This is a genomic window from Rubidibacter lacunae KORDI 51-2 (assembly GCF_000473895.1).
GTDB lineage: Bacteria > Cyanobacteriota > Cyanobacteriia > Cyanobacteriales > Rubidibacteraceae > Rubidibacter > Rubidibacter lacunae.
The window spans coordinates 71,809-93,882 of sequence record NZ_ASSJ01000030.1 but is presented as its reverse complement, the minus strand read 5'-3'; the positions used below and the strand labels follow the sequence as shown (position 1 = coordinate 93,882).

The window sequence follows — 22,074 nt, the reverse complement described above, 5'->3', positions numbered from 1 at the left end:
CGTTCTACCTATCTCTCTAGTTAAGGGGCAACCAATGGGACTTAAAGTTGGCATCAACGGATTCGGTCGAATCGGGCGATTAGTGGCTCGCGTAGCGATGCAGCATCCCGAAGTGGAGCTCGTAGGCGTAAACGATTTAGTCGCCGCCGATCATCTGGCATACCTGTTCGAGTATGACTCCACCCACGGCCGCTATGCGGGTACGGTCGAATCAAAAGACGGTGGCTTCATCATCGACGATTGCTTTGTTCCTTGCATGTCGATCAAAAACCCGGCAGAGTTGCCGTGGGGTAAGCTTGGAGCCGATTACGTGGTTGAAGCCACGGGGTTGTTTACCACTGCAGAGGGAGCTGGAAATCACTTGCATGCGGGTGCCAAGCGCGTTGTGATTTCGGCTCCGACCAAAGACCCCGATCGGGTGCGAACCCTGGTGGTTGGCGTAAACCATCAGCAGTTCGATCCGGCAACTGACGCGATCGTTTCGAATGCAAGTTGTACGACCAATTGCTTGGCTCCCGTCGCCAAGGTCTTGAATGACAACTTCGGGATTGCGGAAGGCTTGATGACGACCGTTCACTCCATGACCGTCACCCAACCTACGGTTGATGGTCCTAGTAAAAAAGACTGGCGCGGCGGACGGGGCGCCAGCCAGAACATCATTCCTTCCTCGACTGGAGCTGCTAAGGCAGTTGCCTTGGTGTTACCCGAGTTGAAAGGAAAGCTGACGGGCATGGCGTTCCGGGTTGGGACTCCTGATGTCTCGGTGGTCGATCTCACGATCGCGACGAGCAAGCCGACCACGTACGACGACATCTGTGCGGTCATGAAAGCTGCCTCTGAGGGAGAGCTGAAGGACATTCTCGGCTACACCGACAAGCCGCTAGTGTCTATGGATTTTCGTACCGACCCCCGCTCTAGCATCTTTGATGCCAAGGCTGGTATCGGTCTGAACTCCAACTTTTTCAAGGTCGTGTCTTGGTACGACAACGAGTGGGGCTACTCTAACCGAGTCATCGATCTAGTGCTGTACATGGCTAAAAAGGAAGGACTTCTATAAAGTCACAAGAGCGCTCCCGAATGTCGTTCCATAATGTTGAACGGTTCCTCGCAATATGCTGTCTGAGGATCGTGTAACTGCCTCATTGAGTCGCCGTCGCTGGAATTCCGAAGAACGAGAGCTAGCGCCGATACTGGCACCGATCGCCTAAGGGAAGATGAATGCCAGGCAGCGTGATATTAGCTGCTCATCGATTGCGAACGATCGCTCGGCGAAGCCCAATTTCGATTGCGGAGCTGGAAGAGCAGCAGCGGTCAGCAGTGGATAATCTCTCCTGCCTAGTTGGGATACCCGATGAAAGTTAAGGGTTGGTTACCCCGTTGTGTTTCGGCGCGATCGCCGCTGCTCCTTTTCTCCACCGCACGCTTTCGGGCTGGAGATCCCACCCAATGACTGCGTTCGAACGCAGTGTCCCCAGCAGCGCGATCGCAGCGCCTAGATACCGAATCGTTCTTCCTTATTCGAACGTAAAGTCTCCTGCCGACAAGCTACTGCCCGGGACGCCCAGCAAGGTTGCCAGAGGCGTACCGTTCAGCGCGATTGTCCCGTCAGTCTCGCCGCCAATCGTCAAATCTGCGAAGGAAGCCCCAACGCCCGCGATGCCGATCGTGTCGATGCCGACCTCGAAGTCGGTAATGGTGTTCTCCTCTTCCGGCAACTGGGCATTGACTACCCCGAATAAGTCGGAACCCTGGCTGCCGGTTAAGGTGTTGCCGCCGCCGATCGTGAAGATTTGGTCGTCGTCCGCACCCGCGATCGCGCGATCGCCGCTGCCGAGGAAGATGATATCGTTGCCCGCCAAGCTATAGATGCGGTTCCCGCCCCCGCCGGCTGTCGTGTCGATTGTGTCTGGACCGCTGCCGCTGACGATGCGATCGCCCGTACCTCCTAAGATTTCGTTGACTCCAGAACCTCCGTAGATCCGACTGTTGCCGCCGGTGGTGTTATCGATGAGGTCGTTGCCCGAACCACCAAAGACCGCTGCATTACTTTGGTTGAAATCGCCGATGGCGGAATCCAGCCGATCCGGACCTATCGTGCCGAAGGCAGGCATCGGTCCGACTAAGGGCAGGTCGAAGTTTTGGGGAACGACTTCGAACTGACTGACAACCTGCGGCGTCCGCGCAAGGATTGCCTCCGGATCCGCGAGCAGCTCGGCTTCTGAGTACGACTCGATGCCATAGGTGGTCACGGTTAGCACCTGCGTTACTGGATCGATATCGAACTCGCTCCAGCCGAAAGTGTGCGCAGCCGTGTAGCCCCCTTGCAGGAGGGTGGCATCAATGCGGCCCTCGGCACCTGGAAGGTTTTCCTCCAGCCCGATGGGGTCAAAGCCGAACGGCTCAATCGCTAGGTCCGTCAGTGCTTGGACGAGGAAATCGTCGCGATCGTCGGGGATATTGTCGGGGTCAGGCGCGATCGGGAGGGAGTTGTAGAATGCCAATTCCTCCTCCGAAATCAGCCCCAGCTCGGCGGCAACTTGGATAGCTGATTGTCCGAATGGCTCGTTGAAGCCTACCGACCCCGTAGTGATCTCGAACGCCCCGGTGGGAATTCGCTCGCCACCCGGAACCTCCTGGTAGGTCAGGTTGTTGATGAAGGTGCCGTGAATATCTGCTGCCACAAACACCACGTTATTGATGTTGTTGTCCTCAATGAAGCTGAGGATCTCCGTGCGCTCTTGAGCGTAACCCTCAAAGGCATCGGCATTGAACAGGCCTAGCTCCTGGATCGGCTCGGGCACCATTACGAACTTCCAAGTGATGCCGTTCTGCTCGGCTTGCAGCAAATCATCCAGCAAGTCCTCGAGCTGCACCTCATCCAGCATCGTGCGATCTAACGTCAGCGACTCGGTCAGGAAGCGCCCGACGTCTGCGGGGTCGGTCAAGTTCGGGCCTGCCAAAACCGGGTCGCGGAAGGAGCGGTTGTCGAGCACGAAGGTTGCTGCATCGCTGCCGTAGGTATTGAACCGGTATAACTGACGCTCGTTAGCCGTCAGCTCCTCACCGGTCTCGCCATAGAACTCGTCGCGGAGCGGTTTGTACTCTTGGAACGCTTGCAGTCCGTTCTCGTAGAGTTGCGTGTCGTTGATGAGTCCTGCGGTTTCCGGGAAGCGATCGTCGGTGTCGGCCGTCGCGCCGCCGGCGAAATCGTTGATGACTTCGTGGTCGTCGATGGTGGCTAAAATCGAGGTTGATGACCGCAGGTCGCCCCAAGCATTGAGCCCGAAGCGCGAGCCATAAACCTCAACGTACTTGGCGCGGTAATCCTCGAGGGTTTCAGCTTGCTGCTTGCGCGTGCCGTCGGGATTCAGCAGTGCCGGCGAGCCGAAGTCGGCGTAAATCGTGTCGCCGTGCTCGACGAAAAACTCAAGATTGCGACCCGGTGCGTTGGCAATGGCTGGGTAGGGGGCGATTTCACCGCGCCAGTCGCCGGTGACGCCGAAGCGCAAACCGTCGAAGGTGCCCAACTCATCGGAGGTGCGGAAGCGCCCGGTTGCCGCAGCACCTGCTGCATCGGTGACGCGGTAAACGTATTGGGTGCCGGGGTTGAGGTCGTCGATCTCGACTTTGACCGGGAGGCTCGCGTCCGTCACCGTCGCCGTTACGGTTTCCAGGATCGTGCCGAAGCTGGGGTCGGTCGACACCTCAAAGGTGACCTCGCCTAGAAACGTGCTTCGCGCCCAGAGCACTGTCGAGTCTTGCGTCGTATCGCCGCTGGCGATGTCGTTGACCAGGGACTGTGCCTGGGGATTGCGCGGGTCAAAACCATCGGGGTCGAGATCGAGATTAAGGGTTTCGGCAATTTCGTCAAGACTGACATACTTGAAATTCGCCGCAAAGTTTTGGATCTCGCCGTCTTCGGGGTCTTGGAAGACAACTTGCCGTTCCGCAGAGCCATCTTGCACCACCAGCAGCCCCGACTCAAAGCCGCCAATCGGCACGTTAATAATGTCGAGACCGTCGCTTTCCTGAACGCCGTCAACGCCATTGTTTTCGCCGATCGCGAAACTGCCTAAGAACTCATTCGGCTCCTCGCGAGCGAACACCGAGTAGGTGTTGTCGCCTTGGCTGGAAGCAATCAAGTAGCCTTCGCCATCCTCGCCGTAGTAAATGGTCAGTCCTTCAATGTCAGGGACCACTGGCGAGGTGTCAGTCTGGACGAAGCTGGAGTCGACTTGGGTAAGGTCGCGGCTGCTGCTAATCGGCTGTACCAGTGTAAAGTCATCGCCGCCATTGGGCTCGGCTGCAAACTTGAGGATACCGACTTCCTCTTCAAGCGCAACATAGCCCGTGCCCGTCTCGCGATCGATGACCAATCCTTCCGATTGCGAATCTTCTGGGTCGCCTGTGGGAACGGGCAGTTCCAGGGTGCACACGACGCGGGCATCGACCAAACCGCCGGAAGTGGCAACGAGTTCGAGTTGGGCAACGAGATTGCCGTCCGCTTGGGTTGTGAAGGCGTAGTCGGTGCCGGAAACCGGACTGGTGTAAGTTACCAAGCCGTAAGCAGTGGCTTCGCCATCGTCGACGCCGAAGATCGAAAACGCCGGGTTGAGCAGCGGAGCTGCCGTCACGTCGTTCAGCTGACCGGTTGCTGGGTCGATTCGGTACACCTCGAGGCTGTCATTGCGGCGATCGGAGAACACTGCTAGATCGACCGTCTCGCTGCCCAACTCGAAGTTGTAGACCAGATCGACGTTGTTGTAGCGGATGTTGTCCGGCGCCACGAGCTGGAGTTCTTGACCGGTGAGGTCATACACGGCAAAGCCGCCGTTCTTGAGCGCGGTGATGACGAAGCTCGCGTCCGGGTCGGTCGGGTGGATATAAATTGCCGGGTCGTCGGCGTCAAACAGCTCTTCCTGCGGGTCGGCAGGGTTTTCAAAACGGAGCAACGGTGGTGTTTCCAGGGTCGGCTCCACAACCGGCACGGTCTTGGTTTCGATCGCGAATGCCAGTACCTGCGTGACCTGCGTGTCGTTGAAGTTATTGTCGCTGACGATAATCAGACTTTGGCGACCGTCCGGCAGCACCGGACCGAGCGTCATGCCCTCGATGTTGTCTTGGACGATCTCAAGACCGCCAAAGTCGGCGAGGAGACGCTTTTCGGCGATCGCGTCCACGTCGAACGGGGCGCCGGTTTCGTCTGCAATGCCATCAATACCCCTGACATCGGTGGTGTTCTGGAGCTGGATTTCGTAGAGACGGATACTATTGCCTACGCCAGCAGAGAACGATCGCTCCAGCGCTAGCAGCGTGCCAGCATTGTCTACCGCCAACAACTCGACCAAACCGTTGACGGCGAAAGCGTCTTCCGGAATGGGGGGTGCGGCGATCGGCTCGAGTTCGTAGATGATTTCCTTAAGGACCTCGCCCGTCTCCAGGTCGTACTGGACGATGCGCGAGAAGCCCTCGCGATCTAGGGATGCCCGCGGACCGTCTTGGAAGAGGGCATCCTCGGTTGCAGTGTAGAGGAAGCGCTGGTCCGGAGAGATTGTCAGGCTTTCAAAGGCTGCATTGTTGCGGATGCCCGAGCTTTGGTCCGCTGTAGGTAGGAACTTATCGGAAACAGGCAGTTCGTTCAGTTGCCGGCCGTCGAGGGCAAACTCGTTGACGAACGGATCGATGAGCGCATTGGCGTCGCCTTCCGAGGAAATGAACAGCGAGCCGATTTCAGTCAGTGCAATCCCTTCCGGGTCGAGGCTGGATTCTGGGAACGGCTGCAGGTCGGGACCGAGCAGCGTCGTTACCTCGGTTACCGTGGAGTCGCCGGGGTCGAGCGAGCCGTCGCCCAGATCGATGCTTAGGTCGTAGTAGCGAGCGGGGTTGAACTGACTGCGATCGTCGGAGATAGCGTAGTAAACGTCGTTCTCGGCGTCGTAGGTGATGCCTGACAGTCCACCGATGACCGTGCCTGCGAACTCAGTACCGGTTGCAATTTGGTCTTCGCCGAGGAATTCCAGTGCAGTAGCGAACACGCGCTCCTGCCCGGTTGGTACGTCCAGCGGATCAACATCCACGTAAACCAAGCGATGATCGGAGCTGGGGAAGGGAAAGTCGCCCACTAGAGAGAACTGCGGCTCCTCATCGGTCGGCCAAAAGACCCCGGCTGCTTTAATTTCCAAATTGCGGGAGGGCAGGGTGTAGTCGACGCGCAAATTGCCCGGTCCGCCGAAGTTTTCTTCGGCAAAGTCGGCAGTGTCAAATGCGGGATTGCCTGCGTGGTTGAGGTTATTGAGACCCTGGCGGTCTGCTGCCTCCGGTCCGCCTGTGCTCGAAGGGATCGCGGTGTTGTTCAACAGCGGGTTTTCGGTGAGCTGGCGCGCCGCGTTCGCAGTGCTGTCGCCGTCAAATGGGTCGGCATTTAGGTCGCCCATAATGACGAACTGCTTGCCTGCACCGAGACCACCCGTGCCGCCCTCGTCGTCGTATATGTACTGGCCGGCACCGGGAGTAATGTAGTCGGACCAAAAGCGAATTTCGTCGTGATTGCGCGTTCCATTGCGGTCTTCAGGACCGTCAAAAACTGGTGGGGTCGGGTGGCTGGCGAGAACGTGAATGACGTCGCCGTTGCCGATTTCGATGGGGATATCCCAGTGGCTTTTCGACGACAGTCGGAAGATCTCCAATTCTTCAGGAGAATACCAATCAGCCGGCGCGGACGTGTTGGGATCGTCCGGCAGTAAAGCACCCGGCATATCCTGCCAGCGAAAGTTTTGAAAAGTCCGGATTTCGTCCTCGATAATCGGATGTTTGGAGTAAAGCACCATCCCAAATTGACCGGGAAAGAAGCCAAAACCAAAGGCATCTCCGGGACCGCCAACGTCGCCGCTGTTATCTAAATCGAACCCTGAAGGGACGCCGGTATTCGAAGGCGCAACGTAGATGAAAGGGTACTCGGATGCACTGACATCTGCGCTTTGGGCGACTTCGAGGTAATTTTCCCGGAAGAGTTCGGCCGCTGTTCCATCAGCATCGAAATCGAATTCATTTATTAGCACCACGTCGGGATTGGTGCGCTGAACGATCTCGGCAATGACTTGGGGCTGAGCGCTATCCGGTGTCGATAGTTCTGCGATTAAATCGCCCTCGTTGCCACGGTTAAGAGAAGCATTAAAGCTAGCAAAGCGCATAGTCACGATAGCCGTTCCCTCATTTGCTGTCCGATCGCGATCGCGTTGCGACCATCAGGCAAATTATCACGGCTACATTAAGGCATCGGTTCGCTCGGGTTAAGCTGTGATTATGAATGCGTAAAGCTTAGGGTTGCGATCGAAGACATTGGTGTTAGTTGATGCGGCGATTGTGCATGGTATTTCAATTCACAAAAGGCGCGTGTTTTTGCCAGGTAATAGTATCGGTTCGGTCGCATCGTACCGTCAGCAATGCCATGAGGTGCTTGACACTTTAGGTCGACTTTGTTCCGGCGGTGAGGGTACGATGCAGTCGGAGGCGATCGGACTGACCTTGGGCGTTCGGATCCCGATCGCGCGGTCCTGGTTTTGGGAGGTCGTGGGAAACCACGTAAAATGGGGGCAACTGCCGCCTAATGACAACTCTGCTACTGCTGGCATCGTCTCCCTGCGACCGAATTCATGGAAACTTACTGCACCCGACCGGGCTGCTCGCATCCCCAGAATAGTTTTCCCGACCTTGACAAACCGGCAGTTCTCAAAAAGGCAGAGCAGAGATATTGCCGTACCTGCGGGATGCCGCAGATTCTCGGTGGTCGATATATTCCCTTGCGTAAGCTCGGTCAGGGTGGGTTCGGAGCGGCTTTTCTGGCCCGCGATCGCTACACGCCCACCTTGCGTCTCTGCGCTCTTAAGCAGTTCCAGCCGCCGCCCGGTCTCAGTTCCAAGTCCCTTCAACTCGCCCGCGATCGTTTCGAACGCGAGGCCATTGCCCTTGAGGAACTCGGCAACAAACACCCGCAAATCCCAGATCTCTACGCCTCTTTTCCCGTAGAAGCGCCCGACGCGGCCGGTGCGGGCAAATGCGAATTCTTCTATCTCGCTCAAGAATTTATCGACGGCGAAACTCTCGAGCTCGAGCGCGATCGCCGGGGAGCCTTTGACGAAGCTGAAGTGCGCGAGGTGCTCGAAGAAATCCTGCTCGTGCTGCAATTCGTCCACCAAAATGACACGATCCACCGCGATATCAAACCGTCGAACATCATGCGATCGCGCGAGGGCGTGCTCTACTTGCTGGATTTCGGAGCGGTAAAACAAGTGACAGCAGGCGGTCCTGGGAGCTCGACCGGGATCTACTCTCAAGGCTTTGCACCGCCGGAGCAAATGCAAGGCGCGACAATTTATCCGTCTACGGACCTTTATGCGCTCGCAGCCACCTGCCTGACGTTTGCCACCGGCCGGCCGGTGGAGGACTTGTATGATTCCTACAACAATCAGTGGGTTTGGCGATCGCGGGCGCAGGTTAGCATCCAACTTGCCGACGTGCTGGATCGCATGTTAAGTCCCGCGCCTCGAGAACGCTTCCGGTCGGCGGCTGCGGTGCTGCGAGCCCTGCACGAGCCGGTCGCGGCGGTCCCACCTGGAAACAAGACAGCCGCTCGGCCCGACCTGCTATCTGACCTGCCAATGCAAGAGTTGCCTAAGGTCCCAACCAACATACCGCCCGATTTGATGCCCGAGTTGCCCAGTGCTGCACCGCTCGCGGGAACGCCATCGCCAGCTCCATCCATACCTACGCTTCAGCAACCGACATGTCAACAATCGCCGGCGCCCCCGATCGCCGCTCCGCCACCAGCGCCACCAGCCCTAGCATCTCCACAGGTAGCTCGACCCGACACGGTCGCGCGCTCGCCCGCGAGAAAACCTGCCCGCCGTCCGCCGTCCGCCCCGCGTTTCTCGTTGCTGGAAGTGCTGGTGAGCGCCGCGTTTATCGGCTTTGAAGGTGCACAGTTATTTTTGCTGCTGGTGCGCGTCCTGCCGCTACCCCCGCCTTTCGCGATTGGGTTGTGGGGTGCCACGATGGGCGGGTTGCTCTACACGCTCTATCGGCGTGTTATCGAGAAAATCGATTTACCGATTTTGGCGGTACTGACCTTCTCGATCTCGAGCGCTGGCATACTATTCATCAAGTCAGCCTCGCCCGCAGTGTTGCTGCAAGTCACGATCGTATCAGTGCTTGCCGGTGCAGCTGTAACGCTTCTGGTGACTCTGTTTCGCCTGGTTTACAATCTCGTCTACGCACTGATGAACTAGAACGCTCTTGAACTAGAACGTTTGGTCTTGGGACCAGTTCGATGACAAGCGAACAAAAAGCGAGCAAATCCTGGGAAGCGGTTCAGCGATCGCTTGCCTGCTGCCACCGCACTAAATCTTCGGGACGGTCCACGTCACTCAGCTCCGGCAAGAGGGCAGATTTGAGCCCGAGGCGTCCGGCGATCGCCAGCGTCTGTGCGCGCACGACATCGGTACTCCAGGCAATGTCGGCAAACAATTCCGAATAGAAACACCCCATACCGATGAGGTAGTATCCGCCGTCAGTTGCCGGACCGAGAACGAGATCCGATCGTTCTAAATGCGCGAAGGCTTCTCGCAAAATTGTTGCCGACAGATCCGGACAGTCGATACCGATCGCCGCTACCCGCCGTTTCCCGCTCCCGAACGCGCCAGCGAAGGCTGCCGTCAGGCGCTGACCGAGGTCGCCGTCGCTTTGCGCTCGATACTCCACGTCCGGACCCAACCACGCCACGAGCTGAGATCGCGTCCCGCCCGAAAAGAGAACTTCTATTTCCGTGCTCCGTGTTCTCCGCAGTCGCCGTGCCTCGTCAAGCGTCGTTTCGCTCATTTGGCGCTGCAGCGCTGCGGCACCGTCTGCACCGAGCGATGGAATCAACCGTGTCTTGGTCGTTCCCGGCACCGGGTAGCGAGTGAAAACGATTAGTTGCTCCTCGCCCGCTTGCTTAGCAGTCATTGTCGATCTCGTTTCCTTACTTTCGACCAGTAGCAACTCGGTGGCGCGATCGCCGCCACCACGGTCACCTACTGCCTGCAATTTTGTCTTGCTAAAAGGGGGCTCGAATAGGTGGGGACAGGTCAATGCAAGCCACACAATCAATGGACACTGTTTTTCCTGGGAGACTTCAGTTCACTCAGCAAGGTTCTCAGTTCCCCGAGCAGGGCCATATCGAGTCTCGGCAGCGCGATCGCCTGTCGACTCCGATACGGGCGACTGAATTTGCTGAAAATACTTGCAAGCGGAGTAAGCCAGGGTCACGACGCCGGTTACAATCGCGGCTTCATCGACCTCGAACTTCGGATGGTGAAGCGGATAATTCGGACCGTCCGGACGCCCGACTCCCAAACGGAACATCATCCCCGGTGCGTGCTGCAGGTATAGCGAAAAATCCTCTGCTCCTAGCGACGGCTCGGCGATCGTCCGGATGCACTCGGGTCCCAACCCTTCGCGCGCCGCCGACTCGACCAGCCGCGTTAGCTCCGAGTCGTTATGCACCGACGGCACGCCCCGCTGATAGTCGACTGTCTGCGTTGCACCGTATGTCTGGCAAACGCTCTTGACGATGTTCTCGATCCAGCCCGGCAGCTTCGCATGGGTGTCGGGATGTAGCGATCGCACCGTGCCTGTCATCCGGACGCGATCGGCAATCACGTTCGGCGCGCGGCCGCCTTCAATCTGCCCGATCGTCAGCACCACCGGTCGCAAAGAGTTGTGCGTGCGCGCGATCGCCTGCTGCAAAGTTGTTATCACTTGGGCGGCAATCCAAATCGCATCGACGGCTTCGTGGGGCCGCGCGCCGTGCCCGGACTCGCCCTGAATGACAATTTCCAAGTCGTCAGCCGCGGCCGTCAGCGCGCCGTAGCGAATTCCTACCGACTGCACGGGCAGCGACGGATAAACGTGAACGCCCAAGATGGCATCGACGCCTTGCATCGCTCCATCCGCGATCGCCCAGCGCGCCCCCTGTGCTATTTCCTCCGCAGGCTGAAACACAAACCGTACGGTACCCGGCAGCGGCTCCCCAAGTTGCGACAGCACCATTGCCACCCCCATCCCTAAGGTTGCGTGGACGTCGTGACCGCAGGCGTGCATCACACCTGGCACGCGCGACGCAAACTCCAGGCCGGTTAGCTCCTGGATGGGCAGCGCGTCCATATCCGTCCGGATGGCCAGGGTGCGATCGCCGCGACTGCCGTTCAGCTCGCCCACGACGCCGGTTTTACCCACGGCCTCTCGCACTCGCAAGCCGCACGATGACAGCACGCCCGCTACATAAGCAGCTGTCTGGTGCTCCTGACCGCTGAGTTCTGGATGGGAATGAAGGTGTCGGCGAATCTCGATCAGGCGCGGTGCCAACGTCTGTGCCAATTCGACGACGCGCGCTAACTGTGCTGGCGAATCGGGTTTTACGGTCGAGACCATAATTGCTGGGTTAACTGGTAAAGGGACCGCTGGCGAGTTCGCCCGCGGTCCATCACTATAGAATAACTGCCCGCTGCGATCGCCTGCCGCAAGGGAACGGATCCCGAACCCCACCCTTAGCGCCAGAAAACGAATGGTGACAAGTACTCTGTTGGTTGTGCGACTTGGCGCGACTCAATTGGCATCCGGGTTCGCCGCCGCCAGTTCGGCTAAACGTTCCTGCTGGTCTTGAGAAATGCACGCCTGCACCAAGTTCTCGATATCGCCGGCGAGCACGTTGCCGAGGTTGAAATTCTGCCCGAGGCGATGGTCGGTAACGCGCGTGTCCTTGTAGTTATACGTGCGGATCTTCTCCGATCGCGCACCCGTGCCGACCTGCGATCGCCGCATAGATGTCACCGATGCCAATTGCTCGCTAAGCTTGAGCTCGTAAAGCTTCGCGCGCAGAATCTGCATAGCTCGCTCGCGGTTCTGGAGCTGCGAGCGCTCTTGGGTGCAAAAAATTCGAATTCCCGTTGGTTTGTGGAACAGGTCTACCGCTGTTTCCACCTTGTTGACGTTCTGACCGCCAGCCCCGCCCGATCGTGCGGTTGAGAGTTCGATGTCCTTGGGATCGATATCCACTTCCACGTCATCGACTTCCGGCATCACCGCCACCGTTGCCGTTGAGGTGTGAACCCGACCGCCCGCCTCCGTCACCGGCACGCGCTGGACGCGATGGACCCCCGCCTCGAACTTAAGCTGACTGTAAACCCGATCGCCTTGAATCTCAAGAATAGCTTCTTTAAACCCGCCCATCTCCCCCAGCGACTCGCTGACGAGGCTGACTTTCCAGCCCTGCGTCTCGGCAAAACGGGAATAAAGTCGCACCAAATCACCTGCCCAGAGACTGGCTTCGTCACCGCCAGTCCCCGCGCGAATTTCTAACATGATGTTCTTGTCGTCGTTGGGGTCGCGCGGCAGTAGCAAGATTTTCAGTTGCTGTTCGAGCTGTTCGAGCTGCTCGTCGAGTTCGGCAACCTCCAACTCCGCCATCTCGCGCAATTCCGCGTCGCCATTCGCATCCTTAAGAATTTGCTGCGCGCCCTCGCGATCGACGCGGGCCTTCTTCCAGGCGGTATAGGTTTGAACCGTCTCCTCAAGCGACGAGCGCGCCCGCGCGATGCGCTGCAGCTCGTCGGGGTTGGTTGCCACATCTGGGTCTGCCAGGCGATGGGTGAGCTCGTCGAAGGCTTGCTCGACCGAGCGCAACTTGTCCAGCAAATAAGATTCGGCCATGACGACCTCCGAAGAAGAATTGCCTACAAACGCGTTTGCAACTGCGACGACGGGAATTACCCCCCCAGCAGGCGAACCTCCGGGGCGGGTCGATCTCGCCGTCCGCTACTTTTTCTTCTTCTTTTTCTTGCTGCCTAGCCTCGGCCGATTCGGTTTGTCGGCCGCACTTGCTTCCGGAGCATCTGCTTGGGCCTCGCCGCCGAACATGCCGTACTTCCGCATGAAGCGATCGACGCGACCTTCCGTGTCGATAATTTTCTGAGTACCCGTGTAGAACGGATGGTTACCCGACCACACGTCAACGTGAATTTCCGGCTGGGTCGCCCCCACCGTCATCACCACTTCCCCATTGCAGATAACTTTTGCTTCGGGGTACCACTCGGGATGGATACCTGGTTTTGGCATGATTCGCTGCGTAACTCGACTGATAACTTGGGTTAGAACGCCAGAGAACTCCGCCTGGTTATCAGCACACGGCTGCGGCAAAGAACTTCATTATCGCGTGGATAATTAGCGCTTGGAGAACTGCGGGGCCTTGCGGGCTTTGTGCAATCCGTACTTTTTCCGTTCCTTGGCGCGCGGATCGCGGCGCAAATAGCCTTCCACCTTGAGCGGACCGCGATTTTCCGGGTCGAGCTGGCATAATGCCCGCGCGACACCGAGCTTGACGGCATCGGCCTGCCCCGTCAGTCCGCCACCGTGCGCGCGGACGAGGATGTCGTACTCGGTTTCCAATCCGAGAACTTCAAGCGGAGCCTTTGCCGCTGCTAAGTAGCTGGGATTGTAGTTGAAATAGTTGTCGCCGGGGCGATCGTTGACCACGATCTGACCAGTGCCGGGCACGAGCCGCACGCGCGCCACCGACGCCTTGCGACGTCCGGTACCCCAGTAAACAGCGCGATCGTCGTTGCTGGTTGCCTGCATTAGTTCCCTCCAGGAATAGTATTGAGATCGAGGACCTGCGGTTGTTGTGCTTGGTGCGGATGCTCGGGTCCGGCATAAACCTTCAGCTTGGTGAAGAGCTGACGTCCTAGCGAGTTCTTCGGCAGCATGCCCTTAACCGCTTTCTCGATGATGCGTTCTGGAATGCGAGCCTGCAGCTGCATGAAGGTCTCTGTTTTCATCCCGCCGGGACGACCGGAGTGACGGCGGTAAAGTTTTTGAGAGGCTTTATTGCCCGTCACGATCGCCTTCTCGGCATTGACGACAATCACGAAGTCACCCGTATCCATGTGTGGCGTAAAGTAAGGCTTATTTTTGCCGCGAAGGATGTTGGCAATCTGAGCTGCCAACCGCCCCAGGCGCCGATCGGCTGCATCGACAACGTACCAATTGCGCTCGATCGTATCGGAGTTGGGTAAAGGCGTTTTACTAGTAATCATCGGTGGTTCGCTACGGGTTCGGTCGTGACTGAATCGGCTGAGAGTGAAGCAAAACAAAATTGCGGCTGGGCGTCGTACCAAACGCTTGGAGGAATTGGAAACTCGGGATACCCAACGCGTAGCAAGCACAACCCGCGTGCCGGTGCGGAGTACTTGACGAGGTCGCGGCGTTGCTCGGTCCAGATGCGCGTGAACTCTTCCGGCGATCGCGATCCACGCCCAACTTCGACCAACAGACCTACAAGCAAGCGCACCATCCCGTAGAGGAAACCGCTCGCTTGGATCTCAAACAGGACAAAGGAACCCCGGCGACGGCACTCAGCAGATTGAACCTGAACCCACGAATGAGGGCGGCCGGAACCCGCGCGGTGAAAAGCTGCCAGATGATGGCGCCCGAGCAGCGGGACAAGCGCGGCCTGCATCGGTTCGATCTGCAGCGGTGCGTGGTAATAATGCCAGCAGAAGGGTTGCACGAAAAGGTTGGGACACCCATCCGTATACAAAGTGTAACGATAGCGCCGCCACAATGCCGAAAACTGGGCGTGCCAGGTAGCCGGAACGGCGGCCGATGCGCGGATCGATATGTCGTCTGGAAGCACGCGATTGAGTACCGGCGCCCACTTCTGCGCTGGGATCGGACTGTCGGTGTCGAAATGCGCGATTTGAGCTGCCGCATGAACGCCTGCATCGGTTCGCCCGGCTCCGTGCAACACAACTCGCTCGGGGACGGGCAATCTGGCTAAGTCAAGAGCCGTCGCGATCGCATCCTCAATCGTGGCTTGGACGGTTCGACCGGTTGCCTGGCGCTGCCAACCGCAAAAGTCGCCGCCCAAGTACTGGACGACGAGGACCACTCGTTGCATTGCGCTTGCCGAATCCGACCCCACCATCGCTCAGACCAACTCGATGATTGCCATCTCGGCATTATCGCCGCGCCGACGCATGGTGCGAACGATGCGCGTGTAGCCGCCGCTGCGAGTGGCATAACGTCCGGGCGCGCTCTCGAATAAATTATGAACAAGCTGTTTGTCGTACAGATAACCAAAAGCCCGTCGTCGTGCAGCCAGCGAGCCGTCCTTGGCTAGGGTGATCATGCGCTCGACTTCCGCACGAACGGCGCGGGCGCGATGTTTGGTTGTCTTGACCTGACCGTGCTGAATTAGCTGGGTTGCCAGCGATCGCAGCAGTGCTTTGCGTTGGTCGGTCGGTCGCCCGAGTTTGGGCACGCGACGCTGGTGACGCACAACTTTTACCTCCGCTCTGTCCAAATTGAATAAACAACAAACCCTCGATGGGAGTTCTAAGCTTTCTTAGCCGCAGACTTCTCTTGCGGGAGCGTAATCCCTAACCGCTGCTGCAGTGCTTCGACGACTTCTTCGGCAGACTTCTGCCCAAAGTTCTTGATCTCCAAAAGATCCTCGTGGCTGTAGTCGAGTAAGTCGGCGACAGAATTGATCTGCGCGCGCTTGAGACAGTTGTAAGCACGGACGGAAAGCTGCAGCTCCTCGATCGGGATCTGACCGGTCGGATCCTCTTCTTCTTGGAATTCCTCTTGGATCGTCTCCAGCGTCAGATCGCGAAGTGGGTTGAACATATCCACTAACAGTCCGGCCGCCTGCGACAATGCCTCTTCAGGCTTGCAGCTTCCGTTAGTTGAAATTTCTAGAACCAAGCGTTCCTGTGCGGCCGCACCGTCCACGCGGGCGTCTTCCACGGTGTAATTGACCTTGGTTACGGGCATAAACAATGCGTCTATTTGCAAGAAGTCCAAGGAACCAGCTTCATCGCGAGAGCGATCGACTGTCCGATACCCCTTGCCGCGCTCGACCCGAAACTCCATCTCCAGCTTGGCTCCTTCGCCAAGAGTGGCGACAAACTGATCGGGATCGACAACTTCTATCTCCGAGGGCAACTCAAACTGCCTGGCTGTCACGTTGCCGGGACCAATTGCAGTTAAGCGACCGATCTGAGCGCTCGTTGCGTAACTGTTGAGAACGATCTCCTTCATGTTAAGTAAGATCTCCAGTACGTCCTCACGCACGCCCGGCACGGTGGCAAACTCGTGGCTGACACCCGCAATGCGAACGGCAGTAACCGCAGTCCCCTCTAGGTTCGAGAGCAGGACGCGCCGCAAAGAATTGCCAACAGTAATAGCCTGGCCGCGCTCGAGCGGCTCAAGGACGAACTTCCCGAACTGAGACTGGTTCTTCTGCGTCTTTGTCTCTATACACTCGATCTGAAACTGCTGCGCCACGGCGGAATCCCCCATCTAGTCTTTGAATACCAAATTCGCCTTGCACCGGCACAACCAGAGCTGCGAGCCGGCACGACCTGATAAAAAGCCCCATGTTGCTTGCTCGCTTCGCACTCAAACGCGTCGTCGCTTAGGCGGACGGCAGCCGTTGTGCGGAATCGGGGTTACATCCCGAATGAGAGTGATTTCCAGCCCCGCTCCTTGCAATGCCCGAATAGCCGTCTCGCGACCGGCACCGGGCCCGCTAACCATAACTTCAACTTGGCGCATGCCCTGTTCCATTGCGCGACGGGCTGCTTGATCTGCAGCCGTCTGAGCTGCAAAAGGGGTTCCCTTTTTGGCGCCCTTGAAACCGCTCGATCCGGCAGATGCCCATGAAATCGCATCGCCGCTCGTATCGGATATGGTCACAATCGTGTTATTGAACGTCGATTGAATGTGTGCAACACCATTTGGAACGTTTCGCTTCGCCTTCTTCGCTCCACCCTTCTTCGTCGTGCGAGCCATGTTTTTCGACTGCCAAAAACTCTACTGCGTTTAATTGTTAAAGCGGGAAAGCTTTATTTCTTACCCGGCGGCTTCTTCTTGCCAGCAACCGTTGTGCGGCGACCGCGCCGCGTGCGAGCGTTCGTTCGCGTGCGCTGGCCGCGCACTGGTAGCCCAGCTCGATGACGACGACCGCGGTAAGTCCCGATGTCGGCAAGGCGCTTGATACTCATGCCTTCCCATCGCCGCAAGTCGCCCTCAACCTGGTAGTTTTTCTCGACAAAGGCACGGAGCGCGATCACCTCCTCGTCAGCCAAATCTTTGACCCGCGTGTCCGGATTGATATCCGTTGCGTCCAAGATCTCCTGAGAACGTGCCAATCCAATGCCATAGATGTAAGTAAGTCCGATCTCGACCCGCTTGTCTCGCGGTAGATCGACGCCAGAGATTCGTGCCACGTCTGAATTTTCTCCCGACCGATTTTCTCTTTACTTTGTGCAGTTGCCAAAAAGAACTCTATCCCTGGCGCTGCTTGTGCTTTGGATTTTGGCAAATTACCATCACCCGACCGCGACGTCGGATTACCCGACACTTGTCACACATGCGGCGCACTGAAGGGCGCACTTTCATAATTTGTACTCAAGCGACTCTACAAGCCTCTCATATTACCAATATGACCGAGTCAATGTCAAGGATTGAGGAATGGCAACCTGTGCTTACTTCTTGCGCAGGCGATAGGTGATCCGGCCTTTGGTCAAGTCATATGGAGTTAGCTCGACCTTGACGCGATCGCCGGGCAGTATCTTTATGTAGTTGCGCCGGATCTTGCCGGAGATGTGGGCAAGGACATTGAACCCGTTTTCCAAATCGACCCGAAACATGGCATTTGGCAAAGATTCTGTAACCGTACCTTCCATTTCAATGAGATCCTGTTTGGACAAAAGAAATCGCCTCCTAAAAATCACCAGAAACGAGCGCGCTCAAGATCCACTCGCCTCGCCGCACTCGCCATTGCAAACTAGTTCGTTGTTTTGAGTCTAGCAAAACCCTTTCGATGTCGGCATTGCCGACCGCTATGTCAGGTAACGCTCCACTCTAGTTGCGCATCACTAACTCCTTAAGAGCTTCGTTGACATCCTTTGGAGAGCGGTTGCCGTCTAGGGTATGGAAGGACGCTCGAGAACAGTAGAAATCGATTAACCCCGCTGTTCGATCCCGATACACCTGTAAGCGGCGGGCAACAGTTTCCGGAGTATCATCCCGGCGCCCCCGAGCCAGCAAACGCTCGCACAGTTTGGTATCGGGAACGTCCAAATTGATGATAAAATTACACGTTTGATCGAGCTCGTCTAGCAGTCGATCTAGGAATTTGGCCTGGTCCTCAGTGCGTGGGTATCCGTCAAGAATCCAACCTCCTCGAGCATCGGGCATGGCAACACGCTCGCGAACCAATCCGGCAAGTAATTCATCGGGGACAAGCTCGCCGGCCTCAACGTAATGCTGCGCCTTTTGACCCAAGTGAGTCGCCGCAGCGATCGCGTCCCGTAGAATTTCCCCTGTTGAAATATGAATAATTTGTAGCCATACAGCTAGCAATTGCGCTTGAGTTCCCTTACCGGCGCCCGGCGGCCCTAGAAAGATTATTCGGATATCGGCAGGCACCGTTTCATTGCTCATATTCAAGCTCCGTTCTCAAATCTTCCTAGGTTGCAATCTTAGCGCTTGACCATCCCTTCATAGCGTTGGGAAATAACACTACTCTGAATCTGCTTCGCAGTTTCGATCGCAACACCAACCAGGATCAGCAGAGAAGTTGCTCCCAAACCTTGAAAGGTAGTGACGCCCGTCGCACTTTCAACAGCAGTAGGAACGGTTGCAACTAGTCCTAAGAAAATTGCTCCCAGCAGAGTTAGGCGATTGATGACGCGCTCTAAATAGTCGCTCGTTGCCTTTCCAGGGCGAATACCGGGAATACTTGCCCCCATCTTCTTGAGGTTTTGTGACATGTCCACTGGGTTAACGATCAGCGAGGCATAGAAATAGCTGAAGAAGAGTATGAGAAGTAAGTAAACCAGCACGTAGAGCCATGGAGCAAACCCTCCCGGATTGAGGTAATTGCTAACGATTACTAATACGCGATTGATGCTAGCAACAAGCCCTGTTGCACCTTCGGGTTGTTCGGTGAACTGAGCCAAAGACGCGGGCAGAATCAACACTGTTGACGCGAAGATAATCGGAAGCACGCCACCTTGATTGACCCGCAAAGGGAGGTAACTAGTGCGCTCGCGATAAAGACGCTTGCCAACCTGGCGCCGGGCAGAAATAATCGGAATCCGACGCGTACCTTCTTGGACAAAAACAATACCGACGATCATCACCAGGAAAACTAGAAGTAATACAATAACTTGCGCAACTGCCTCTCTTCCGCCAGTTTGGGCAAACTCGATAGTATTACCAAGGGTGCGCGGCAACACCGCTACAATGTTGACAAAGATCAGAAGAGAAGCTCCATTTCCAATCCCGCGCTCGCTAATCAGCTCTGAAATCCAGACCACAAACATAGAGCCAGCAGTTAGTGCCAAAACGGTCTTGAAAATAAACCAAAATCCCGGGTCATAGGCATAGTTTTGAGCCCAGAATGCAAGACCAATACTGTTGACAATTGCTGATGCGAGGGCTACGTAACGCGTGATTTGAGAGATTTTGCGCCGTCCTGCCTCACCTTCGTTTTTTTGCAAGTTTTCCAGAGACGGTAATGCAGCTGCCAAGAGCTGCATAATGATCGAGGCATTGATAAAAGGCAAGATCCCCAATGCAAAGATGCCCAAAGCCGATAAACCGCCACCTGACAAAAAATTAAACAAGCCCGAGACTGGGCTGTTCTGAATATCTGCAGCAAAGCTAACGCGATCGATGCCGGGAACGGGAATGCGGACGCCCAGACGCACGAGTAAAATCAACCCGACAGTCACCAAAATCCTGCTCCGCAACCCTGCTGCCTGAGCCATCTGGATAAATGTCTCTCGAGCATTTGGCGTGCGTTCGCGGTTGACAACCATCAGTATTACCTCTTTCTTATTCGAGCTAACAACAGCGCGATCGAAATCCGAACGGCGGCGGACGTCGTTAGTTAAACTTCTTCGCAGGTTCCACCTGCAGCCTCAATCTTCACGCGAGCACTTTTTGTGAAGGCAGCCGCCTTCACAAAAAGTGGCACGGATAAATCGCCGTCACCCAAAATCTTGAGCGGACCGCGATTGCTGTTACTCAATCCAATGTCCAATATGGCGTGTAGCGTAACTTCGCTGTGCGGTTGGAAGACAGCTAGCTGCGAAACATTAATGGTAGTGTAGCCACGCGGATTGACAAGCGTAAAATGTTTGAGCTTCGGAATCCGACGATAGAGGGGAATCTGACCGCCTTCAAAACCGCGTCGCGGTCCCGGACCCGATCGAGACTTTTGACCGCGCATACCTTTACCGCAGCTCGCGCCCTGACCGGCTGCGATACCGCGTCCGACCCGCCGTTGGCGACGCTTTGAACCTGGCTTAGGAGAAAGTTCGTGCAGTTCCACAGATGATTCCTTTGAGTGCATTCTTATGTGGCGCAGCCGTGTAACGATCGACGCCGGATTAGCATGGTAGGGGCTAAGCGTAAACCTGCTCGAGCGGGATCTCGCGCTCTCGAGCTACGGATGAGAACGTCCGTAACATAGACAGCGCATCGATCGCCGCTCGGGCATTGTTGAGCGGACTGCTCGAACCAAGTTGCTTGGCTAGTACATTTTTGACACCCGCCAACTCCAGTACGGTGCGGACGGCTCCACCCGCAATTACGCCCGTACCGGGCGCAGCAGGGCGCATTAACACCGTAGCTCCGCCAGCTGCACCGGTCGTTCGATGAGCAATCGAGTTGGACTTGGTCAGCGGAACACCGATCATGTGCTTCTTGCCATCGGCAACGCCTTTGCGTACGGCACCAATGACGTCGCTAGCTTTCCCGACACCTACGCCGACTTGACCCCGCTCGTCCCCTACGACAACAATCGCGCGGAAGCTTAGCTTCTTCCCGCCTTTAACAACTTTGCTGACGCGCCGGATCTGGATGACGCGCTCCTGTAAGTTAGATTCTTCTCGCCGTTCCCGGTTACCTTTGTTCCGCTTAGCCATCTTTCTGCCTCTACAAATTGCTCGTGCGACACGCCCGCTATGGCTTCAAATACATTGCGTTGTCGCTTGCGTGACGTCTACTACTTAAAACTTCAAGCCGGCTTCGCGGGCTGCTTCCGCCAAAGTACGAACCCGACCGTGATAGATGAAACCACCGCGGTCGAAAACAACCTGCTGTACGCCCTTCTGCAACGCGCGCTCGGCAACCAGCTTGCCAACTGCCGCGGCTGCCGTGCAGCTAGCACCGGAGCCGAGTCGATCTCGCAGATCTGGGTCGAGAGTCGAGGCAGCAGCAAGAGTATGCTGGCGATCGTCATCGATCACTTGCGCATAAATATGCTGATTGGAGCGAAATACCGCAAGACGCGGTCGCTCGGTGGTGCCGACAAGCCGCCGCCGGATGCGGCGGTGACGGCGTTGGATCGATTGCTTGCGGGTGAGCTTCATGACAGGTTACGACTCGCGATGTCTGGTAGCGCGACAAAAACTACTGTAGCGATTACTTCTTACCCGACTTACCAGCCTTCCGACGAACGCGTTCGCCTTCGTAGCGAATGCCCTTGCCTTTGTAGGGTTCTGGAGGACGGACGGCACGGACGCGGGCAGCAAGGTTGCCGAGAATTTCCTTATCGATGCCGGTTAGAGTGATGCTGACGTTCTTCTCGACCGCGACGCTGATGCCTTCGGGCGGTACGATTTCAACCGGGTGGCTATAGCCGACGTTCAATACGAGATTTCGACCTTGCACGGCTGCGCGGTAACCGACACCCTGAAGTTCCAGCTTGCGTGTGAAGCCTTGAGAGACGCCTTCAACCATGTTGGCAACTAGGGTTCGGCACAATCCGTGCAGTTGGCGGGCAGTACGCGACTCATCGACGCGAGTCACATGTAGCTGACCATCAGTTTGCGCAATCGCGATTGGTGCGGGCAAAATGCGCGCCAGCTCGCCCTTGGGTCCTTTGACCTTCACCTGCTGCCCGTCAAGTGCAACGCTGACTTTTGCCGGTATGGGAATTGGACGCTTACCAATCCGTGACAT

Annotated in this window: 22 protein-coding genes; 2 read left to right on the top strand and 20 right to left on the bottom strand. The window is 56.9% G+C overall.

Annotation, left to right across the window (positions count from 1 at the left end; all coding sequences use genetic code 11):
- Window positions 1–34: 34 nt before the first annotated feature.
- Entirely contained in the window at window positions 35–1,057 is a 1,023-nt protein-coding gene (gene gap, locus KR51_RS05275) for a type I glyceraldehyde-3-phosphate dehydrogenase (protein WP_022605605.1), read from the top strand.
- A 457-nt stretch (window positions 1,058–1,514) separates the two neighbouring features.
- Here gap and KR51_RS05270 read toward each other — a convergent pair whose 3' ends face one another.
- Window positions 1,515–7,190 (bottom strand): phytase, encoded by a 5,676-nt coding sequence (locus KR51_RS05270; protein ID WP_022605604.1) that lies wholly within the window; start codon window positions 7,188–7,190, stop codon window positions 1,515–1,517.
- A 462-nt stretch (window positions 7,191–7,652) separates the two neighbouring features.
- Between KR51_RS05270 and KR51_RS05265 the strand changes: the two genes are divergently transcribed.
- Window positions 7,653–9,284: a serine/threonine-protein kinase gene (locus tag KR51_RS05265; RefSeq protein ID WP_022605603.1), complete on the top strand. Its 1,632-nt coding sequence runs from the start codon at window positions 7,653–7,655 to the stop codon at window positions 9,282–9,284.
- A gap of 82 nt (window positions 9,285–9,366) precedes the next feature.
- Here the strand turns inward: KR51_RS05265 and KR51_RS05260 are convergent, their stop codons facing one another.
- From KR51_RS05260 to rplF, 19 genes are all read right to left on the bottom strand, one after another.
- Window positions 9,367–9,999: a TIGR04282 family arsenosugar biosynthesis glycosyltransferase gene (locus tag KR51_RS05260; protein ID WP_022605602.1), complete on the bottom strand. Its 633-nt coding sequence runs from the start codon at window positions 9,997–9,999 to the stop codon at window positions 9,367–9,369.
- Window positions 10,000–10,173: 174 nt separating this feature from the next.
- Entirely contained in the window at window positions 10,174–11,466 is a 1,293-nt protein-coding gene (locus KR51_RS05255) for a M20 family metallopeptidase (RefSeq protein WP_022605601.1), read from the bottom strand.
- 174 nt (window positions 11,467–11,640) lie between these two features.
- Window positions 11,641–12,744: a peptide chain release factor 1 gene (gene prfA, locus KR51_RS05250; protein WP_022605600.1), complete on the bottom strand. Its 1,104-nt coding sequence runs from the start codon at window positions 12,742–12,744 to the stop codon at window positions 11,641–11,643.
- Window positions 12,745–12,849: 105 nt separating this feature from the next.
- Window positions 12,850–13,149: a 50S ribosomal protein L31 gene (rpmE, locus tag KR51_RS05245; RefSeq protein ID WP_022605599.1), complete on the bottom strand. Its 300-nt coding sequence runs from the start codon at window positions 13,147–13,149 to the stop codon at window positions 12,850–12,852.
- 105 nt (window positions 13,150–13,254) lie between these two features.
- On the bottom strand, window positions 13,255–13,668 hold the full coding sequence (gene rpsI, locus KR51_RS05240; protein WP_022605598.1) for a 30S ribosomal protein S9: 414 nt from the start codon (window positions 13,666–13,668) through the stop codon (window positions 13,255–13,257).
- On the bottom strand, window positions 13,668–14,126 hold the full coding sequence (rplM, locus tag KR51_RS05235; protein WP_022605597.1) for a 50S ribosomal protein L13: 459 nt from the start codon (window positions 14,124–14,126) through the stop codon (window positions 13,668–13,670). The genes rpsI and rplM overlap by 1 nt, the downstream gene beginning before the upstream one ends.
- Window positions 14,123–14,989, bottom strand: coding sequence for a tRNA pseudouridine(38-40) synthase TruA (gene truA, locus KR51_RS05230; protein ID WP_408638081.1), 867 nt, complete (start codon window positions 14,987–14,989; stop codon window positions 14,123–14,125). Before truA ends, rplM begins: the two co-directional genes overlap by 4 nt.
- A gap of 30 nt (window positions 14,990–15,019) precedes the next feature.
- Window positions 15,020–15,370 carry a 50S ribosomal protein L17 gene (gene rplQ, locus KR51_RS05225; RefSeq protein ID WP_022605595.1) on the bottom strand — a complete coding sequence of 117 codons (351 nt, stop codon included), beginning with the start codon at window positions 15,368–15,370 and terminating at the stop codon, window positions 15,020–15,022.
- A 56-nt stretch (window positions 15,371–15,426) separates the two neighbouring features.
- Entirely contained in the window at window positions 15,427–16,395 is a 969-nt protein-coding gene (locus KR51_RS05220) for a DNA-directed RNA polymerase subunit alpha (RefSeq protein WP_022605594.1), read from the bottom strand.
- A 99-nt stretch (window positions 16,396–16,494) separates the two neighbouring features.
- Window positions 16,495–16,887 (bottom strand): 30S ribosomal protein S11, encoded by a 393-nt coding sequence (gene rpsK, locus KR51_RS05215; protein WP_022605592.1) that lies wholly within the window; start codon window positions 16,885–16,887, stop codon window positions 16,495–16,497.
- 53 nt (window positions 16,888–16,940) lie between these two features.
- Window positions 16,941–17,324, bottom strand: a complete 384-nt coding sequence (gene rpsM, locus KR51_RS05210) for a 30S ribosomal protein S13 (protein WP_022605590.1) — start codon at window positions 17,322–17,324, stop codon at window positions 16,941–16,943.
- A 58-nt stretch (window positions 17,325–17,382) separates the two neighbouring features.
- Window positions 17,383–17,496, bottom strand: coding sequence for a 50S ribosomal protein L36 (gene rpmJ, locus KR51_RS18045; RefSeq protein ID WP_022605588.1), 114 nt, complete (start codon window positions 17,494–17,496; stop codon window positions 17,383–17,385).
- Window positions 17,497–17,582: 86 nt separating this feature from the next.
- The gene (gene infA / locus KR51_RS05205) at window positions 17,583–17,807 is read right to left on the bottom strand and encodes a translation initiation factor IF-1 (protein ID WP_022605586.1); all 225 of its coding nucleotides are present in this window, start codon (window positions 17,805–17,807) and stop codon (window positions 17,583–17,585) included.
- A 154-nt stretch (window positions 17,808–17,961) separates the two neighbouring features.
- Window positions 17,962–18,543 carry an adenylate kinase gene (locus KR51_RS05200; RefSeq protein ID WP_022605584.1) on the bottom strand — a complete coding sequence of 194 codons (582 nt, stop codon included), beginning with the start codon at window positions 18,541–18,543 and terminating at the stop codon, window positions 17,962–17,964.
- Between the two features lie 38 nt (window positions 18,544–18,581).
- Window positions 18,582–19,925, bottom strand: coding sequence for a preprotein translocase subunit SecY (gene secY, locus KR51_RS05195; RefSeq protein ID WP_022605582.1), 1,344 nt, complete (start codon window positions 19,923–19,925; stop codon window positions 18,582–18,584).
- A gap of 71 nt (window positions 19,926–19,996) precedes the next feature.
- Complete coding sequence (gene rplO / locus KR51_RS05190) at window positions 19,997–20,461, bottom strand: 50S ribosomal protein L15 (protein WP_040655223.1); 465 nt, start codon at window positions 20,459–20,461, stop codon at window positions 19,997–19,999.
- A 52-nt stretch (window positions 20,462–20,513) separates the two neighbouring features.
- Window positions 20,514–21,035, bottom strand: coding sequence for a 30S ribosomal protein S5 (gene rpsE, locus KR51_RS05185; protein ID WP_022605578.1), 522 nt, complete (start codon window positions 21,033–21,035; stop codon window positions 20,514–20,516).
- Window positions 21,036–21,119: 84 nt separating this feature from the next.
- Window positions 21,120–21,482, bottom strand: coding sequence for a 50S ribosomal protein L18 (rplR, locus tag KR51_RS05180; RefSeq protein ID WP_022605576.1), 363 nt, complete (start codon window positions 21,480–21,482; stop codon window positions 21,120–21,122).
- 52 nt (window positions 21,483–21,534) lie between these two features.
- Window positions 21,535–22,074 carry a 50S ribosomal protein L6 gene (gene rplF, locus KR51_RS05175; RefSeq protein WP_022605574.1) on the bottom strand — a complete coding sequence of 180 codons (540 nt, stop codon included), beginning with the start codon at window positions 22,072–22,074 and terminating at the stop codon, window positions 21,535–21,537.

Coding starts and splice junctions, on each gene's coding strand:
- KR51_RS05265 (WP_022605603.1), top strand. CDS start 7,653: ATGGAAACTTACTGCACCCGACCGGGCTGCTCGCATCCCCAGAATAGT.
- rplR (WP_022605576.1), bottom strand. CDS start 21,482: ATGAAGCTCACCCGCAAGCAATCGATCCAACGCCGTCACCGCCGCATC.
- rplM (WP_022605597.1), bottom strand. CDS start 14,126: ATGATTACTAGTAAAACGCCTTTACCCAACTCCGATACGATCGAGCGC.
- KR51_RS05255 (WP_022605601.1), bottom strand. CDS start 11,466: ATGGTCTCGACCGTAAAACCCGATTCGCCAGCACAGTTAGCGCGCGTC.
- KR51_RS05270 (WP_022605604.1), bottom strand. CDS start 7,190: ATGCGCTTTGCTAGCTTTAATGCTTCTCTTAACCGTGGCAACGAGGGC.
- KR51_RS05260 (WP_022605602.1), bottom strand. CDS start 9,999: ATGACTGCTAAGCAAGCGGGCGAGGAGCAACTAATCGTTTTCACTCGC.
- KR51_RS05200 (WP_022605584.1), bottom strand. CDS start 18,543: ATGAGCAATGAAACGGTGCCTGCCGATATCCGAATAATCTTTCTAGGG.
- rplO (WP_040655223.1), bottom strand. CDS start 20,461: ATGCACTCAAAGGAATCATCTGTGGAACTGCACGAACTTTCTCCTAAG.
- rpmE (WP_022605599.1), bottom strand. CDS start 13,149: ATGCCAAAACCAGGTATCCATCCCGAGTGGTACCCCGAAGCAAAAGTT.
- gap (WP_022605605.1), top strand. CDS start 35: ATGGGACTTAAAGTTGGCATCAACGGATTCGGTCGAATCGGGCGATTA.
- rpsI (WP_022605598.1), bottom strand. CDS start 13,668: ATGCAGGCAACCAGCAACGACGATCGCGCTGTTTACTGGGGTACCGGA.
- truA (WP_408638081.1), bottom strand. CDS start 14,989: ATGCAACGAGTGGTCCTCGTCGTCCAGTACTTGGGCGGCGACTTTTGC.
- rpsE (WP_022605578.1), bottom strand. CDS start 21,035: ATGGCTAAGCGGAACAAAGGTAACCGGGAACGGCGAGAAGAATCTAAC.
- secY (WP_022605582.1), bottom strand. CDS start 19,925: ATGGTTGTCAACCGCGAACGCACGCCAAATGCTCGAGAGACATTTATC.
- rpsK (WP_022605592.1), bottom strand. CDS start 16,887: ATGGCTCGCACGACGAAGAAGGGTGGAGCGAAGAAGGCGAAGCGAAAC.
- rpmJ (WP_022605588.1), bottom strand. CDS start 17,496: ATGAAAGTGCGCCCTTCAGTGCGCCGCATGTGTGACAAGTGTCGGGTA.
- prfA (WP_022605600.1), bottom strand. CDS start 12,744: ATGGCCGAATCTTATTTGCTGGACAAGTTGCGCTCGGTCGAGCAAGCC.
- KR51_RS05220 (WP_022605594.1), bottom strand. CDS start 16,395: ATGGGGGATTCCGCCGTGGCGCAGCAGTTTCAGATCGAGTGTATAGAG.
- rplF (WP_022605574.1), bottom strand. CDS start 22,074: ATGTCACGGATTGGTAAGCGTCCAATTCCCATACCGGCAAAAGTCAGC.